Raw genomic sequence first — 16515 nt, 5'->3', positions numbered from 1 at the left:
ATTATTTTGTTAAGGAGTAAATGGAAAAGGGAGAGTCATATGGTAAATTTTAAGAAAATTTTGGTTTTTATTACAGTTATTTGTTCGTTTTTTTTGACGCCCATAACATTGCGGGCTGAGACGAATATTGGAGTAAATCCAGAACAAGTTGCACCACCACCTGCGGAAGGACCGAATGTTTTTAGTCAGTTTGCAACGACAATTGATGCAAAAACAGGAGATGTTTTGTATGACAAAAACGCATATCACCGAGCATATCCTGCTAGTACGACGAAAGTGTTAACAGCGATTTTACTCATGGAGCATACAAAGCCAGAGGACCAATTTACATTTTCACAATTAGCATTAGATCAAGAGAAGAGTAATTATCAAATTGAGTTTCAACCTGGAGAGACAATTAATAGAAATACTGCGCTTATGATTTTAATGGTGCTGAGTGCGAATGATGTGTCGTATGCGATTGCGGAGCGGATTGGCGGGAGTGTTGAGAATTTCGCTAATATGATGAATGAGAAAGCGAAGCAATTAGGGGCGAAAGATAGCCACTTTGTAACACCGAATGGATTGCATGATCCGAACCATTATACGACGCCGTATGATATGGCTATGATTACGAAGGGTGTGCAAAAGTATCCTGAAATTTTACAAGCGATGAATACGAAAAGAACGACAGTTACGACGTCTAGGCAGACGGTGTCTATTTTTAATAAATCTAATTTTTTTGAAAATCCATATAGCATTGGCGGTAAGACAGGGTTTACGAATGAAGCACGTAATACACTTGTTTTATTAAATGAGAAAGATGGAAATCGTATTATAAGCGTAGTAATGGCTTCTCAAAGACCTGAAATTTATGAAGATTTGAAGCAGATGGCGGAATATTCTTTCGGTCAATTTACGAAGCAAATGGTGCTTGATAAACATAATTGGCATCAAAAAACAACATATTTAAATAAAGATGTTAATTCTGAGTTGGAACAAAGTGCGGAGCTTATGCTTAAGAAAGATGAAGGGAAAAATGTGAAAACTATTTTCCGGGCGGCTTCATTAGATAAAGAATCTTTATATCATAAAGGAATACATCGTGGTGAGGTAGTTGGTGCAGTTGATATTACGAAAAATAATCAAACAATTGCGACGGTAAATGTTCTTTCAACAGAAGATGTCACTTTTACGATGCCTAAAAAAGATACAACTATGCCTGAAGTAAAAGACTCAAATGTGAAAGTAATAAGTGTTGGGATAGGTGCGATTATATTATTTGGAGCAATTTTATATGTAGTGTTGCGCCGAAATACAAAAGGAATGAAATCAGAAGGTAAATAAATTACTAATAAAAAGACTGTGTAAAATTTTGGCACAGTCTTTTTTCTATATTTTAAATAACTAATAATTGTAAATTTTCTTATTGCAATAACTTAAAGTTCGTTATATCATTTACTTGTGTTCTTGTTAAAGAACAAAGTGGATATTGCATACTTGAAATAATATAAAACAACGGAGAGGGAGAGAGACGATGAAATTAATATGGAAGATAATTAGCAACGCGATCTCATTTGTTTTATTTGCATTGATGGTTTTTTTAGCTTTTGTAGTTATTTCTTCAAAAGCAAGCGGTGGTGATCCGACAGTGATGGGATATCAATTTAAGAGCGTTCTTTCAGGATCAATGGAGCCGACGTTTTTAACAGGATCAATCATTGCAATAGAACCAAACAAAGATGGTTCTAAATATCAAAAAGGTGATGTTATTACCTTTAAAGAGAAAGATCAAAAAATTATCACTCACCGTATTATCGGTGTGAAAGATACAAATGGAAAAGTAATGTATGAAACAAAAGGGGATAACAACAACGGACCAGATTTAGAGCCAGTACTTGCAGAAAATGTAGTTGGAAAGTATGCAGATATTACAGTTCCGTATGTTGGTTATTTACTGAATTATGCGAATTCAAAAGCGGGAGCAGCATTACTTCTTATTATTCCAGGAGTCTTTTTACTTGGGTATTCCGCGATTTCTATTTTTGGTGCTATTCGTAGCATTGACGGAGAAAAGAAAGATAAAAAAGTAGAACAATCCGTCTAGTTCGTTTGGTTATACTTTCCGTTTAGGAAGTTAACAAATATATATTAAGGGGATATGGACATGACTTTAAAGAAAAAATTAGGAATGGGTATTACATCAGCAGTATTAGGAGCAGCTTTAGTTGGTGGAGGAACATTTGCATTTTTCAGTGATAAAGAAGTGTCAAATAATACATTTGCGGCTGGAACACTGGATTTAGCATTAAATCCATCAACAGTTGTTAACGTATCGAATTTAAAACCTGGGGATACAATTGAAAAAGAATTTAAACTAGAAAATAAAGGCTCTTTAAATATTAAAAAGGTTCTACTGAAAACAGATTATAATGTAGAAGATGTAAAGAAAGACAATAAAGATGATTTTGGTAAACATATTAAAGTAACATTCTTAAAAAATGTAGATAAGCATGAGACAATTGTGAAACAAACTACTTTAGATAAATTAAAAGGTGACACACTTACAGCTGTAGATAATGATTTATCGGCTTGGTTCTGGGATGAAAAAGGTATTTCAGCAGGTAAATCTGATAAATTCAAAGTGAAATTTGAGTTCGTTGATAATGGAAAAGATCAAAATCAATTCCAAGGCGATAAGTTACAATTAAATTGGACGTTTGATGCACAACAAACAGCAGGTGAAGAAAGATAATAAGAAAAAGGGCTATCACATGGATAGCCCTTTTTCTATTTTTCTAGTATTTGTCTATCAATTTTAATAGTTCTTTACTATAATATAGATAATGTTCTGTATAAAGAACGTAATGTTCGATGGGAGAGATTAAGATGCTGAAAAGACCGCGTAATTTTAAAAAGATGCTTATATTGCCGTGTATGTGTTCTATTACGTTTTATTTAGGATCTCAAATTATGACGCATACAGAAGCGGCGTTCATTCATGAAACGAAAGTAGAAGCGACGCTTTCTACAGCAATTATATTTCCGAAAACAGTTAATACGTTAAAAGAGCAATCTGAGAAACATAAACAGTTTATTGAGCGTGAGTATGGAACGATGAAGGGAAAATCGAAAGCAACTTCTATTGAAGAAATAAAACAGGCGATTTCTGTATGGCAACAAGGGCGTGAGAAAATTGTTGCTGAGAAGGAAGCCCTGCAAAATGTATATACTGAAATAGAAGCTCCTTACAATCAAATACAAGAAGAATTAAAGGTAAATAAAGATGAGTCGATGCAGCAAGTGTCCATATATGTAAATGAAGGCTTCCGCAGTATCAAAGAGAAGCGTGACTATATTGAGAAAGAAATTAGCTTGAAAGCTATTGATGAGCAAATTCAGGCTCTTCAGCAACAATTAAACGTTGCAATTGAAGCGGAAGGACAAAAGAAAGCCGAAGAACAGAAGAAAGTAGAAGAACAGAAGAAAGCCGAAGAACAGAAGAAAGTAGAAGAACAGAAGAAAGCCGAAGAACAGAAGAAAGTAGAAGAACAGAAAAAGCTAGAAGAGCAAAAGAAAGTAGAAGAACAGAAAAAGCTAGAAGAGCAAAAGAAAGCGGAGTAACTGCTTTAGTGAAACAGCCGGAAAACAAGAATGTGGTGTAAGAGAGAGTGAACGAATAAGCAAGACTAGTAATATTTATACGAGTGTGAGGGAACGTTAGCCCTCACCTCTTTGTTTTTCTTTTTTCTTATAGTATTAAATGATTTGAGTGTGAAAAAAGTTATAAATTATCATTGTTTTTTTTCTGAAAAGTCTAAATGATATTGAGAAATAAAAATAACTGAAAATATTAATAAATATGTGTTGTGTTTATATAGGGTTGTTCGTTATAATGAACATAAGGTTTTTAAAAAAGAACACATATTAGCTAAGCTAATATAGTTTTCTTTACATCTCTTATTGAAAAATAAGTGATAAAAATATAAAAAAAAGCTAGGGGGAATTGATTGTGAGTCTGAAAAAGAAATTAGGTATGGGAGTTGCATCAGCAGCATTGGGGTTAGCTTTAATTGGTGGAGGAACATTTGCATTCTTTAGCGATAAAGAAGTATCAAACAATACATTTGCAGCTGGGACGTTAGACCTTACATTAAACCCTAAGACGCTTGTAGATATTAAAGATTTAAAACCAGGGGATTCTGTTAAGAAAGAGTTCTTATTACAAAACAGCGGTTCGTTAACTATTAAAGACGTTAAATTAGCAACAAAGTATACTGTTAAAGATGCAAAAGGTGATAATGCTGGTGAAGACTTTGGTAAGCACGTTAAAGTAAAATTCCTTTGGAACTGGGATAAACAAAGTGAGCCTGTATACGAAACAACTTTAGCAGACTTACAAAAAGTTGATCCAGATCTTTTAGCTAAAGATATCTTTGCTCCTGAGTGGGGAGAAAAGGGTGGATTAGCAGCTGGTACAGAGGATTATCTATGGGTACAATTTGAATTTGTAGATGATGGAAAAGACCAAAATATCTTCCAAGGTGATACATTGAATTTAGAATGGACATTCAATGCTAACCAAGAAGCTGGGGAAGAAAAATAATAAAAAAAGCGGGTATTCCCGCTTTTTTTTATAAAGAAAAAGAAGTGCTGGTTGTAAGCACTTCTTTCTATTATTATTTTTGATTTTGCTTCCACTTTGTAAATTCAAGAAATTCACGAAATTGTTCTTTGGAGACACCAGAGTTCATTGCATCTTTAACGAGTTGTGTCCATTCGGAGTCTAGGTTAGTTTCCTTTGTTGTTTCATCATGAAGTAAAGTATCAACTGGAATTTGTAGAACTGCTGCGATCTTTTCAAGAAACTGAATGGAAGGGTTTTTTTGTAAATTTCGTTCTATAGAACTAATGTAAGATTTAGCAACGCCAGCTTTTTCGGCAAGTTCAGTTAATGAAATCCCTTTTTGTAAACGAAGGCGTTTTATACGTTCTCCAATCATATTTGCGCACCTTTCTATCAATATGTAGTTGTCTTATGATGTCATTATTATAACATAAACTTCGTTAAAAAGAACAAACCTATTGAGCCTGACTGGATGGCTTCATACGTTGGAAAAATTGCTCGATGTCTTGCATGGCGATACCGGCATCTAGAGCTTCAAGTATTAAATCAATCCATTCTTGATCCAGTGCGTCTGTCTTATCTTTGTACAAATGTAATTCCTCCCTAATTATCGGTCATAATTGCTGCTACAGAATACATGATAATGAAATCCGATTTTGTGTTTTATATAGTGAATTATCAAATATTGTGTAGATGAAACAAAGATAAAATCCCCATTAAACTCCCTCTATGGAAATTATAAATTGTTCGATAAAAACTTTCAATATTTTCAGAAAACATTGTTGAATTGTGATATATTCGTATGCTAACTATGAAATTTTTACAAATATATTAAAAACATTACATAATATGACTAAATATTGAAAAAATATTGAATTTTTAATAAAATTCAATTTGTAATACATATTATTTATTAGGGGAGGAAATAAGGGATGAACAAGAAACCGTTCAAAGTTTTGTCATCAATCGCATTGACAGCTGTATTAGGCCTTTCATTCGGAGCTGGCACTCAATCTGCATATGCTGAAACGCCTGTGAATAAAACAGCTACGAGCCCAGTTGATGATCATTTAATTCCGGAAGAACGTTTAGCAGATGCATTAAAAAAACGTGGGGTAATTGATTCGAAGGCTTCAGAGACAGAAACAAAGAAAGCAGTCGAAAAGTATGTAGAGAACAAAAAGGGTGAAAATCCTGGGAAAGAAGCAGCGAATGGGGACCAACTTACGAAAGATGCATCCGACTTTTTAAAGAAAGTGAAAGATGCGAAAGCAGACACGAAAGAAAAATTAAATCAACCAGCAACAGGCACACCTGCAGCAACAGGCCCAGTTAAAGGCGGTCTAAATGGTAAAGTACCAACTTCTCCAGCGAAACAAAAAGACTATAACGGTGAAGTTCGTAAAGACAAAGTACTCGTTTTACTTGTAGAGTACGCTGACTTTAAACATAATAATATCGACAAAGAGCCTGGATATATGTATTCTAACGATTTTAATAAAGAACACTATGAAAAAATGTTATTCGGCAACGAGCCATTCACATTAGATGATGGAAGTAAAATTGAAACGTTTAAACAATATTACGAAGAGCAATCTGGTGGTAGTTATACTGTAGACGGAACAGTTACAAAATGGTTAACAGTTCCTGGTAAAGCTGCTGATTACGGTGCAGATGCTGCTAGCGGCGGCCATGATAATAAAGGACCAAAAGGGCCACGTGATTTAGTAAAAGATGCATTAAAAGCAGCTGTAGATAGTGGTATTGATTTATCAGAGTTCGACCAATTTGATCAATACGATGTAAATGGTGATGGGAATAAAAATCAACCAGACGGTTTAATCGATCACTTAATGATTATTCATGCGGGTGTTGGACAAGAAGCAGGCGGTGGTAAATTAGGCGATGATGCAATTTGGTCGCACCGTTGGACAGTTGGACCAAAGCCATTCCCAATTGAAGGTACACAAGCGAAAGTACCATATTGGGGTGGAAAGATGGCAGCATTCGACTACACAATTGAACCAGAAGATGGAGCAGTTGGTGTATTCGCACATGAATATGGTCACGATTTAGGTCTTCCAGATGAGTACGATACACAATATAGTGGTCAAGGTGAGCCGATTGAAGCTTGGTCTATTATGAGTGGCGGAAGCTGGGCTGGTAAAATCGCTGGAACGACGCCAACGAGTTTCTCACCACAAAATAAAGAGTTTTTCCAAAAAACAATCGGTGGTAACTGGGCAAATATCGTAGAAGTAGATTACGAGAAATTAAATAAAGGTATCGGTCTAGCGACATATTTGGATCAAAGTGTTACGAAATCAGCAAGACCAGGTATGATCCGTGTTAACTTACCAGATAAAGATGTTAAAACAATTGAGCCAGCATTTGGAAAACAGTATTACTACAGCACAAAAGGTGACGATCTTCATACGAAGATGGAAACACCGTTGTTCGATTTAACGAATGCAACGAATGCAAAATTTGATTTCAAGTCATTATATGAGATTGAAGCAGGTTATGATTTCCTTGAAGTACACGCTGTAACAGAAGATGGTAAACAAACGTTAATTGAAAGACTTGGTGAGAAAGCAAATAGTGGAAATGCAGATTCGACAAATGGAAAATGGATTGACAAATCATATGATTTAAGTCAATTCAAAGGCAAGAAAGTAAAATTAACATTTGATTACATTACTGATGGTGGTTTAGCATTAAATGGATTCGCTCTTGATAATGCTTCATTAACAGTAGATGGTAAAGTAGTATTCTCTGATGACGCAGAAGGTACACCACAATTAAAATTAGATGGTTTCGTTGTATCTAACGGAACAGAGAAGAAAAAACATAACTACTATGTTGAGTGGAGAAACTATGCTGGGGCAGATAACGCGTTGAAATTTGCTCGCGGTCCAGTATTTAACACTGGTATGGTTGTATGGTATGCAGATTCAGCTTATACAGATAACTGGGTTGGTGTACATCCAGGACACGGTTTCCTTGGTGTAGTTGATTCTCATCCAGAAGCAATTGTTGGTACTTTAAATGGTAAACCAACAGTTAAGAGTAGTACACGATTCCAAATCGCTGATGCAGCGTTTTCATTTGACAAAACGCCAGCTTGGAAAGTCGTATCTCCAACGCGTGGAACATTTACGTATGATGGCTTAGCAGGCGTACCGAAGTTTGATGATTCTAAAACGTATATTAATCAACAGATTCCAGATGCAGGACGTATTTTACCGAAGCTTGGTTTGAAATTTGAAGTAGTAGGACAAGCTGATGATAATTCTGCAGGTGCTGTTCGTTTATATCGTTAATACTGTAAAACTACCGAGAGATTTTCTTTCGGTAGTTTTTTTGTGAGCAATGAATTTTATATAGCTGAAAAAGTCATATATAATGTAACCTTAAGAATAGAAATTTGTTATATATGAAGTTTATATAAATAATGAAAGAATTGGATAAAAATAGTGGGAGAAGGTGAGTGAATGAGTATTTCCTCTATTGTAAGTAGGCAAAAGGAATATTTTTTAAAAGGGCATACGAGAAGCATCGAAATGAGAAAGAATAATTTGAAGAAGCTTTATGAAGGCATTCAGCGTTTTGAAGAAGAAATATTTCAGGCATTGAAATTAGATTTAAATAAGTCAGTTCACGAGTCGTTTACAACGGAAGTTGGATATGTATTAAAAGAAATTTCCTTTCAATTGAAACATATGTCATCGTGGAGTAAACCGAAACGAGTTCGAACAGCACTTACTCATTTTGGATCAAAAGGAAAAGTAGTGCCAGAACCGTATGGTGTGACGCTTATTATTGCACCGTGGAACTATCCTTTTCAATTAGCAATTGCACCACTTGTAGGAGCACTGGCAGCTGGAAATACAATCGTTTTAAAGCCGTCAGAGTTAACGCCAAGCGTTTCAAAAGTGCTTAAGAGAATGTTAGATGAATTATTCCCAGAAGAGCTTGTAGCGGTAGTAGAAGGTGGCGTTGAAGAGAGTACATCTTTGCTGAAGGAACCGTTTGATTATATTTTCTTTACTGGTAGTGTTGGCGTTGGAAAAGTTGTAATGGAAGCAGCAGCGAAACAGTTGACGCCGCTCACTTTAGAACTTGGCGGGAAAAGTCCTTGTATTGTACATAAAGATGCAAAGATAGAGATGACAGCAAGAAGAATTGTTTGGGGTAAGTTTTTAAATGCAGGGCAGACGTGTGTAGCGCCTGATTATATGTACGTGCATTCTTCCGTGAAAGAAAAGCTAATTGAGGCACTGCGACATGAAATTACAGAGCAGTATAGTAAAGAACCTTTACAAAATGAAAATTACGTGCGTATTGTAAGTGAGCGTCATTTTGAACGATTATGTGGATTCTTACAAGATGGTCAAGTCGTAATTGGTGGAAACTATGAGAAAGATACTTTACATATTGAACCGACAGTACTAGCGGATATTACATGGCAAGATGCTGTTATGGAAGATGAAATTTTTGGTCCGATTTTACCAATCATAGAGTACGACAATATAGAAAATGTAATTGGCACAATCCAGCAACATCCGAAGCCGTTAGCGTTATATGTATTTTCTGAAGATAAAGAAGTACAAAAGAAAGTGACGAGTAATATTTCATATGGTGGAGGCTGTATTAATGATGTTGTCTATCACCTTGCTACGCCATATTTACCTTTTGGGGGTGTTGGAAGTAGTGGATTAGGGGGTTATCATGGGAAAGAAAGTTTTCGGACTTTTTCACATTATAAAAGCATTTTAGCCCAATCTACAGCATTCGACATGAAAATTCGTTACTCTTCTACAAAAAGTGCTTTAAAATTCATACGAAAGTTGTTAAAATGATGATGGTGTTTATCAGTAGGCGTAGCCGTATGATAATAGCCCCTTCGCAATGGAAGGGGTTTTTCTGTTCGACGTTATGTATCAGGCGAAAATGAATCAAACATACTACATAAAGAATAGAAACGAACGCTTGCTAAATAACCATTTTTGTTTGGATCGAAACAAAAAATAGTCTATAGAACATAAATATTTATTCATGAATATAAAAATTTAAAATTTAAGGTAGATAGGACGGGAAAATGAAAAAGATTATTAAAGTTGAAGCAGTTGAAAAACATTTTGGAAATCAAGTGATTATCCCACCTCTTTCTTTAGATATTAAAGAGGGAGAGTTTTTAACAATTTTAGGGCCGAGTGGCTGCGGGAAAACGACGTTACTTCGTATGATCGCAGGATTTGAAACTCCAACTAAAGGGAATCTTTTATTAGATGATGAAAGAATTAACGATTTGCCGCCATATAAGCGTCATATGAACCTAGTGTTCCAACATTACGCACTATTCCCACATATGACAGTAGAGAAGAATATTTGTTTTGGTATGAAAATGCAGAAAGTATCAGCAGCAGAGCAGAAAGAGCGTGCTGAAGAGGCAATGCGTTTAACGCAGTTACTTGAGTTCCGTAATCGTAAACCTGCGAAGCTTTCTGGTGGACAACAGCAGCGTGTTGCAATTGCAAGAGCGATTGTAAATAATCCGCGTGTATTACTATTAGATGAGCCACTTGGAGCGCTTGACTTTAAGTTACGAAAAGACTTGCAACGTGAATTGAAAAACTTACAACGTAATTTAGGAATTACGTTCATATACGTAACGCACGATCAAGAAGAAGCAATGAGCATGAGCGATCGTATTGTAGTTATGAATAAAGGACATATCGAACAAATCGGAACACCGAAAGAAATTTACAATAAGCCGAAAACATTGTTCGTTGCGACATTCATCGGTGAAAATAATATTGTGAAAAACGGGGAAGGCTATGTAGCAATTCGCCCTGAAAATGTAAAAGTACGTTCGGTTGAAGAGTCAATTTTAAAAGAATACCATCTTGGACATATTGAAGATATCGAGTTTGTCGGAAATATGGAGAAGCTTTATGTACGTGATGAGAAAACATCAGAATTACTAATGGCATATCAAACTGCTGAAGAGGCAGCACAGTGGAGCATTGGAGATAATGTATATGTAGGCTGGGAGCAAGAGGACGAGGTGACCTTAAATTGAAAAAAGGGAAATTACTCGCACTACCTACAGTCGCGTGGCTGTTAATTTTCTTCCTAATCCCGCTCGTATTCGTATTAGGATTCGCCTTCATGCAGCGCGGAGCTTACGGGACAGTAGAAATGCAATTTACGCTGGAGAATATATCCCGTGTGTTTGATCCATTATACTTAGGAACGTTATGGGAAACTGTTAAAATTGCAGTTATTACAACAGTAATATGTTTATTAATTGGTTATCCGTTTGCGTATACAATTACAATTGTTGACCGCAAATACCGCTCTATTCTTTTATTATTGGCAACGATCCCGTTTTGGATTAACTTTCTTGTTCGTTCATACGCATGGATTGTTATTTTACGTTCACAAGGTCTTGTGAATACGTTGTTATTAAAGCTTGGCATTATTAGTGAACCGTTAAATTTATTATATAATACTCCTTCTGTAATACTCGGAATGGTCTATTCTTTATTACCATTTATGATTTTACCAGTGTATGCAGCAATTGAGCAGTTGGATAAGCGTAAGCTAGAAGCGGCTTATGATTTAGGAGCAACACCAATAAAGGCATTTTGGAATATAACAGTGCCGATGACGATGTCAGGAATTGCGACTGGTTCTATTTTAGTATTCGTTTCTTCTATCGGAATGTTTGTTGTATCAGACGTGATGGGCGGATCGAAAGTAGCATTAATTGGAAACGTTATTCAAAATCAATTCTTAGGTGCACGTGACTGGCCGTTTGGATCTGCGTTATCGATTATCGTTGTTCTATTCTCTGTTCTGTTAATTTACTTATATTATCGTGCAACGAAAGTATATAAATATAATGAGAACGGAGGGGAATAGGCAAAGATGAAGAAGTTTTTAGTTTCTTATTCTTGGTTAATTTTGTTATTCTTGTATTTTCCAATGATGGTTTTAATGGTCTATTCTTTCAACGACTCTCGCATTAATGCGGAGTGGGAAGGTTTTACATTCCATTGGTATACAGATTTATTTCAAAAACAAGATGTTATTGATGCATTTGTAAATAGTATTACGATTGCAGTTATAACAACGATTGTGACAACGGTACTTGGTGTATTCTTTGCAATCGCTTTACATCGTTATAAATATCGTTTTGAAGGGGCTATTAATGGCCTTGTATATTTACCAATTTTAATTCCTGATATTTTAATGGGATTATCTTTACTAATTCTTTTCAGCCAGTTAGGAATGGAACTTGGACAAACAACGATTATTATTGCACATATTACATTTAGTATTTCGTTTGTTGTTGTTATTTTAGCTGCGCGTCTTTCAAGTATGGGACGTGACTTAGAAGAAGCTGCAAATGATTTAGGAGCAACGCCTTGGCAAACGTTTCGTTATGTAACGTTCCCAGCAATTGCACCGGGAGTTATTTCGGCAGCATTATTAACATTCACATTATCAATTGATGATTTTGTAATTAGTTTCTTCGTATCAGGACCAGGATCAACAACATTGCCACTATACATTTACAGTATGGTTAAGCGCGGAGTATCACCAGAAATCAATGCTCTTTCTACAATTTTAATTGTTGCTATCGTAGGATTAATGGTTCTATCTGAAATCTTCCGGAATAAAGGTGCAGATGGTGAAGAAAACTCTGGAGGACACCTTCCTTTATAATACGAACGATATAGAAAGTACAAGGGGGTAATAAACCGATGAAATTAATGAAAAGAATAGCTGGCGCAGCAATTAGTTTTAGCCTTGTTGCTGGTGTGCTTGCTGGTTGTGGTGAAAAGAAAGAAGAATTAAATATTTATAGCTGGGCTGACAATTTTGATGAGCAAGTGCTAAAAGATTTTGAAAAGAAATATAATGTGAAAATTAACTATGACAAGTACGCAAGTAATGAAGAAATGCTTGCGAAATTACAAGCTGGTGGCGCAAAGTATGACTTAATCCAGCCGTCTGATTACATGGTTAAAACAATGGCGAAAATGGACTTATTAGCGCCGTTAGATAAAAAGAATATCCCGAATATCGAAAATATGGTTTCTAATTTCAAAACACCTGCGTTTGATCCAGAGAATAAATATTCTTTAGTGTACACTTGGGGTGTAACAGGGATTGCATACAATAAAAAGTATGTGAAAGAAGCACCTACAAGCTGGGCGGACTTATGGAATGAGAAATATAAAGGACATGTAACGTTACTGAACGATTCTCGTGAAGTATTAGGAGTGGGTCTTAAGAAGCACGGGTTCTCAAACAGTACGAAAGACGATGCACAATTAAAGACAGCAGCAGATGATTTAAAGAAGCTGCTTCCAAACTTATTAGCATTTGATACAGATAACATTAAACAAAAATTCATTACAGAAGATGCTTGGATCGGAACAGTTTGGTCTGGAGATGCAGCATTTATCGCAAAAGATAATAAAGATGTAGAATATGTTGTACCGAAAGAAGGCGGCACAATTTGGGCTGATACGTTAGCAATTCCAAAAGGTGCAAAACATAAAGAGCTTGCTGAGAAATTTATGAACTACTTACTAGATGAAAAAGTAAGTGTGAAAAACTACGAGTCAATTGGTTACAGTAATCCAAATGAAAAAGCTCATCCTCTTCATAGTAAAGAATACCGTGATAATCACATGATTTTCTTAACGAAAGAAGAGTTAGATCGTACAGAATGGCTTGTTGATGTAGACGATAAGTTAAAAGACTATGATCGTTACTGGACAGAGCTAAAAACAAAAGGTAAATAAGTAAGGAAATGCGGTTTCTAAAGTAGAAATCGCATTTTTTCATAGTAGGAGGAAATCGTTTGAAGAAGAAGTTACATCAGTATGAGGTAATGTGTATCGGTTTGTTATTTGCTGTATTTGGTATTGTTGCTTGGCGCGTACATGCAGGTGGCGTTACAGTGATGGATACATATGTCCGTGGATTAGTAAGAGGGCTACAAACGGAAAGTTCTCTTATATTTTTCTCGTACTTTACAAAATTGGGATCAGCAATTGGGATAGTCACTACGCTCGTTATAAGTTTGCTTGTTTTTTGGAAGAAGCGTTATTATGCTGCGATGATTGTATATCCAATGGGGATTTTAATAACACATCTTGTGAATAAAGGGATAAAAGAGATTGTAAAGAGAGAACGTCCGTCATTAAATGAAGCGCTAGATGCACTTGGATATAGTTTTCCTAGTGGACATGCAATGCTATCGATTATGACATTTGGATTTCTTACTTATATCATTGCTGCTAATTTGAAAAGCGTAGCTGGGAAATGTGTCACAACGATTTTGATGGGTATAGTAATTTTATCGATTGGATTAAGTAGAGTCATTTTAAATGTACATTACCCAACTGATATTTTAGCTGGTTACTGCGTAGGTGGTATTTTGTTAATTATCGCGATTTACTACCATCGTTTACTTACTGAGAGATTAGGGCTTAATAAAGAGAGATAGAAAAACGTCTGGAAAAACTATTATTATAGTTTTTCCAGACGTTTTTTGTTTATATCAAGATGTGATACAGTATAAGTGACAATTGAATTATTTAAAGTAGGTGAAAATGTGTGAAGACAAACGTACATAAAGTTGATAAGTGGGGGAAGTTAGGAGCCTTTTTGTATCAGTTTCGTTATACAGTAATTGTAGCGTTACTGTTGCTCGCAATCGCACTTGGGATTTTTGCTCCAAAGTTACCGGGAGTATTAGGTGGTGACGGTTTCCAAACGGAAGGCGACTATCAAAAAACAAAAGAAATTTTAGATCAAGATTTTAAGAAGTCTCAAGATACGCTACTGCTCGTTTTTGAGAAAAATAAAGATGCTTCGCATGAGGAATTTAAAAAGCGAATAGATGAAATTGTAAAGAATGTTCAAGAGAAAGAGAGCTATGAATCTTTCCATCACCCAATCCAAAATAAAGAAATGCTACAAGATGACATCGGTTATGCGACAATTTTATTTTCCGGGAAAACAAATAAAGAAAGAATGGAAAAGACATTACAATTTGCTGATGAGATTGAGAAAGAAAGTAATGTAGCATTAAAAGTAACACCTACAGGATTTCCGAAAATTAATCAAGAGATTAATGAAAGAACGCAAAATGATTTAAAAGTAGCAGAAATGATTGGATTACCAATTGCGTTTCTTGTATTACTATTTTCGTTTGGTAGTCTTTTGGCATCAATTTTACCGATTTTGAATGGGGCGCTTAGTGTTATTAGTACGATGGGGATATTGTATTTCATCGGTGTTGATAAAGAACTATCTATTTTCGTGTTAAACGTTGCGCCGATGATTGGACTTGCATTATCTATTGATTTTGCGCTATTATTTGTGAACCGTTTTCGAGAGGAAGTTGCTAAACGAACGGTAAAAGAAGCGATAGCAATTACATATCAAACGGCAGGACGTGCGATTGTATTTTCAGGATTATGCGTATTTGTTGGGTTATCCGGTTTGTTTTTCTTTAAGATAGATTATATTCAATCTGTCGCGATTAGCGGAATGATTGTTGTCATTATGAGCATTTTATTCTCACTCACACTTCTTCCAGCACTATTATCGTTAATAGGTAAAAGAATATTAAAAAAGAATCAAGTAGCACATACGCCGGCAAAAGCATGGCGTAAATTTGCACAATTTGTGATGAAACATCCAATTGCAATGATTATTGTTGTTACAACATTTATTGTTATTTGCTTATTACCATTACGTACAGCGAATTTGCAGTTCCCTGGTGTTGAAGCTTTACCTGAAAAGAGTGATACAAGGATTGCATATGAAAAGTATGAAGAAGCATTTAATGAAACTTTCAAAACACACGCTGATGTTACGTTAGTTGTAGAGACGAAAAAAGATATGAAAGAAAAAGAAAGTCTACAAAAGATAGAAGAAGTCGTTCAAAAGTTAAAAGATGATAAGAAAGTACATGAAGTAAGAAGTTTATACGACGGGTTAACTGGAATGAAAGCAGATCAAGTTGTTGGAATATTGCAGTCGCCAGAATCAGCGAAACTAACTCCTGTATTTGAAGCATACACGCAAGGGAATAAGACGACGATAGAAATCTTTTTGAAAACAAAACCACGTACAGAGACTGCAAAACAGTGGGTACGTGACTTTAAAAAGAACTATAAAGAAACGGATGTTACGTATTATCTAGGCGGAATGACGACGTTTCAACAAGAATTAGAAGATGAAATTAAAGATAAAGTTGTAATTGGTATGTCTGTTATATTTGGATCGACCTTTGTTATATTATTATTTGCATTCCGATCTATACTCATTCCAATTAAGGCAATTGTTATGAATATACTTAGTTTAAGTGCAACCATTGGAATTGTTGTTTGGTTATTTGAAGGTGGTCATTTCGGTTTAGAAGCGAGTCCGGTTCTGTTTGTCTTACCAATCTTCATTTTTGGCCTCGTATTTGGGCTTAGTATGGATTATGAAGTATTTCTTATTTCACGTATTCATGAGCTCTATGAAGAAACAGGAGATAACGATCAAGCAACGTTAGAAGGGCTCGTTTCAACAAGTAGAATCATTACATCAGCTGCTTTAATAATGATTGTTGTAACTGGTGCATTCGCCTTTACTGATATTTTACCAGTAAAGCAGATGGGTCTTGGCGTTGCATTAGCAATATTTCTTGATGCAACAATTATTCGTCTTATGCTCGTACCAAGCTTAATGAAGTTATTTGGAGACTGGAACTGGTGGTTACCATTTCGAAAAAAACGAGAAAAATCATCATAAAAAATGCTCATCATATTGATGAGCATTTTTTATGAATAGCAAAGCCTACATTTTGCAAATAGTATGTGATAAGA

At 35.4% G+C, this 16515-nt stretch carries 15 protein-coding genes; 13 read left to right on the top strand and 2 right to left on the bottom strand.

Annotated elements, in window-relative coordinates; genetic code table 11:
- The first annotated feature begins 39 nt into the window (after positions 1-39).
- From AB6801_RS05820 to calY, 5 genes are all read left to right on the top strand, one after another.
- Positions 40-1326 (top strand): D-alanyl-D-alanine carboxypeptidase family protein, encoded by a 1287-nt coding sequence (locus AB6801_RS05820; protein WP_000247031.1) that lies wholly within the window; start codon positions 40-42, stop codon positions 1324-1326.
- A gap of 190 nt (positions 1327-1516) precedes the next feature.
- A complete protein-coding gene (gene sipW, locus AB6801_RS05815) occupies positions 1517-2086 on the top strand; it encodes a signal peptidase I SipW (protein ID WP_000767792.1) in 570 nt (189 codons plus the stop codon).
- Positions 2087-2146: 60 nt separating this feature from the next.
- Positions 2147-2734, top strand: a complete 588-nt coding sequence (locus tag AB6801_RS05810; RefSeq protein ID WP_000172854.1) for a CalY family protein — start codon at positions 2147-2149, stop codon at positions 2732-2734.
- A gap of 119 nt (positions 2735-2853) precedes the next feature.
- Positions 2854-3603: a DUF4047 domain-containing protein gene (locus AB6801_RS05805; protein WP_370941036.1), complete on the top strand. Its 750-nt coding sequence runs from the start codon at positions 2854-2856 to the stop codon at positions 3601-3603.
- A gap of 388 nt (positions 3604-3991) precedes the next feature.
- Entirely contained in the window at positions 3992-4585 is a 594-nt protein-coding gene (calY, locus tag AB6801_RS05800) for a biofilm matrix protein CalY (protein WP_000053713.1), read from the top strand.
- Between the two features lie 73 nt (positions 4586-4658).
- On the opposite strand, the gene AB6801_RS05795 is transcribed toward calY, so the two are convergent.
- Entirely contained in the window at positions 4659-4982 is a 324-nt protein-coding gene (locus AB6801_RS05795) for a helix-turn-helix domain-containing protein (protein ID WP_000578885.1), read from the bottom strand.
- Positions 4983-5061: 79 nt separating this feature from the next.
- Entirely contained in the window at positions 5062-5196 is a 135-nt protein-coding gene (locus AB6801_RS05790; protein ID WP_000276219.1) for an anti-repressor SinI family protein, read from the bottom strand.
- A gap of 342 nt (positions 5197-5538) precedes the next feature.
- Between AB6801_RS05790 and inhA1 the strand changes: the two genes are divergently transcribed.
- The 8 genes from inhA1 to AB6801_RS05750 all read left to right on the top strand — a co-directional run bounded on the left by inhA1 (position 5539) and on the right by AB6801_RS05750 (position 16441).
- Positions 5539-7929 (top strand): M6 family metalloprotease immune inhibitor InhA1, encoded by a 2391-nt coding sequence (gene inhA1 / locus AB6801_RS05785; RefSeq protein ID WP_001035943.1) that lies wholly within the window; start codon positions 5539-5541, stop codon positions 7927-7929.
- Between the two features lie 171 nt (positions 7930-8100).
- On the top strand, positions 8101-9468 hold the full coding sequence (locus tag AB6801_RS05780; RefSeq protein WP_000028382.1) for an aldehyde dehydrogenase: 1368 nt from the start codon (positions 8101-8103) through the stop codon (positions 9466-9468).
- A 239-nt stretch (positions 9469-9707) separates the two neighbouring features.
- Positions 9708-10691 (top strand): spermidine/putrescine ABC transporter ATP-binding protein PotA, encoded by a 984-nt coding sequence (gene potA, locus AB6801_RS05775; protein ID WP_000720336.1) that lies wholly within the window; start codon positions 9708-9710, stop codon positions 10689-10691.
- Positions 10688-11536, top strand: a complete 849-nt coding sequence (gene potB / locus AB6801_RS05770; RefSeq protein ID WP_000715500.1) for a spermidine/putrescine ABC transporter permease PotB — start codon at positions 10688-10690, stop codon at positions 11534-11536. Before potA ends, potB begins: the two co-directional genes overlap by 4 nt.
- A gap of 6 nt (positions 11537-11542) precedes the next feature.
- Positions 11543-12343 carry a spermidine/putrescine ABC transporter permease PotC gene (gene potC / locus AB6801_RS05765; protein WP_000714192.1) on the top strand — a complete coding sequence of 267 codons (801 nt, stop codon included), beginning with the start codon at positions 11543-11545 and terminating at the stop codon, positions 12341-12343.
- A gap of 38 nt (positions 12344-12381) precedes the next feature.
- On the top strand, positions 12382-13431 hold the full coding sequence (potD, locus tag AB6801_RS05760) for a spermidine/putrescine ABC transporter substrate-binding protein PotD (protein WP_000772485.1): 1050 nt from the start codon (positions 12382-12384) through the stop codon (positions 13429-13431).
- A 59-nt stretch (positions 13432-13490) separates the two neighbouring features.
- Positions 13491-14138, top strand: a complete 648-nt coding sequence (locus AB6801_RS05755) for a phosphatase PAP2 family protein (RefSeq protein ID WP_000727790.1) — start codon at positions 13491-13493, stop codon at positions 14136-14138.
- Between the two features lie 110 nt (positions 14139-14248).
- On the top strand, positions 14249-16441 hold the full coding sequence (locus AB6801_RS05750) for an MMPL family transporter (RefSeq protein WP_097862893.1): 2193 nt from the start codon (positions 14249-14251) through the stop codon (positions 16439-16441).
- Positions 16442-16515: the final 74 nt, after the last annotated feature.

This window comes from Bacillus sp. RCC_6_1, from assembly GCF_041360755.1.
GTDB classification, from domain to species: domain Bacteria; phylum Bacillota; class Bacilli; order Bacillales; family Bacillaceae_G; genus Bacillus_A; species Bacillus_A cereus.
The sequence above is the reverse complement of the archived record's forward strand: the minus strand, read 5'-3'. Positions and strand labels throughout refer to the sequence as shown.

Excerpts from the sequence above, each read along its gene's own strand:
- AB6801_RS05805 (WP_370941036.1), top strand. The coding sequence starts at position 2,854 with ATGGGAGAGATTAAGATGCTGAAAAGACCGCGTAATTTTAAAAAGATG.
- potC (WP_000714192.1), top strand. The coding sequence starts at position 11,543 with ATGAAGAAGTTTTTAGTTTCTTATTCTTGGTTAATTTTGTTATTCTTG.
- AB6801_RS05820 (WP_000247031.1), top strand. The coding sequence starts at position 40 with ATGGTAAATTTTAAGAAAATTTTGGTTTTTATTACAGTTATTTGTTCG.
- AB6801_RS05795 (WP_000578885.1), bottom strand. The coding sequence starts at position 4,982 with ATGATTGGAGAACGTATAAAACGCCTTCGTTTACAAAAAGGGATTTCA.
- AB6801_RS05810 (WP_000172854.1), top strand. The coding sequence starts at position 2,147 with ATGACTTTAAAGAAAAAATTAGGAATGGGTATTACATCAGCAGTATTA.
- potA (WP_000720336.1), top strand. The coding sequence starts at position 9,708 with ATGAAAAAGATTATTAAAGTTGAAGCAGTTGAAAAACATTTTGGAAAT.
- inhA1 (WP_001035943.1), top strand. The coding sequence starts at position 5,539 with ATGAACAAGAAACCGTTCAAAGTTTTGTCATCAATCGCATTGACAGCT.
- potD (WP_000772485.1), top strand. The coding sequence starts at position 12,382 with ATGAAATTAATGAAAAGAATAGCTGGCGCAGCAATTAGTTTTAGCCTT.
- sipW (WP_000767792.1), top strand. The coding sequence starts at position 1,517 with ATGAAATTAATATGGAAGATAATTAGCAACGCGATCTCATTTGTTTTA.
- AB6801_RS05780 (WP_000028382.1), top strand. The coding sequence starts at position 8,101 with ATGAGTATTTCCTCTATTGTAAGTAGGCAAAAGGAATATTTTTTAAAA.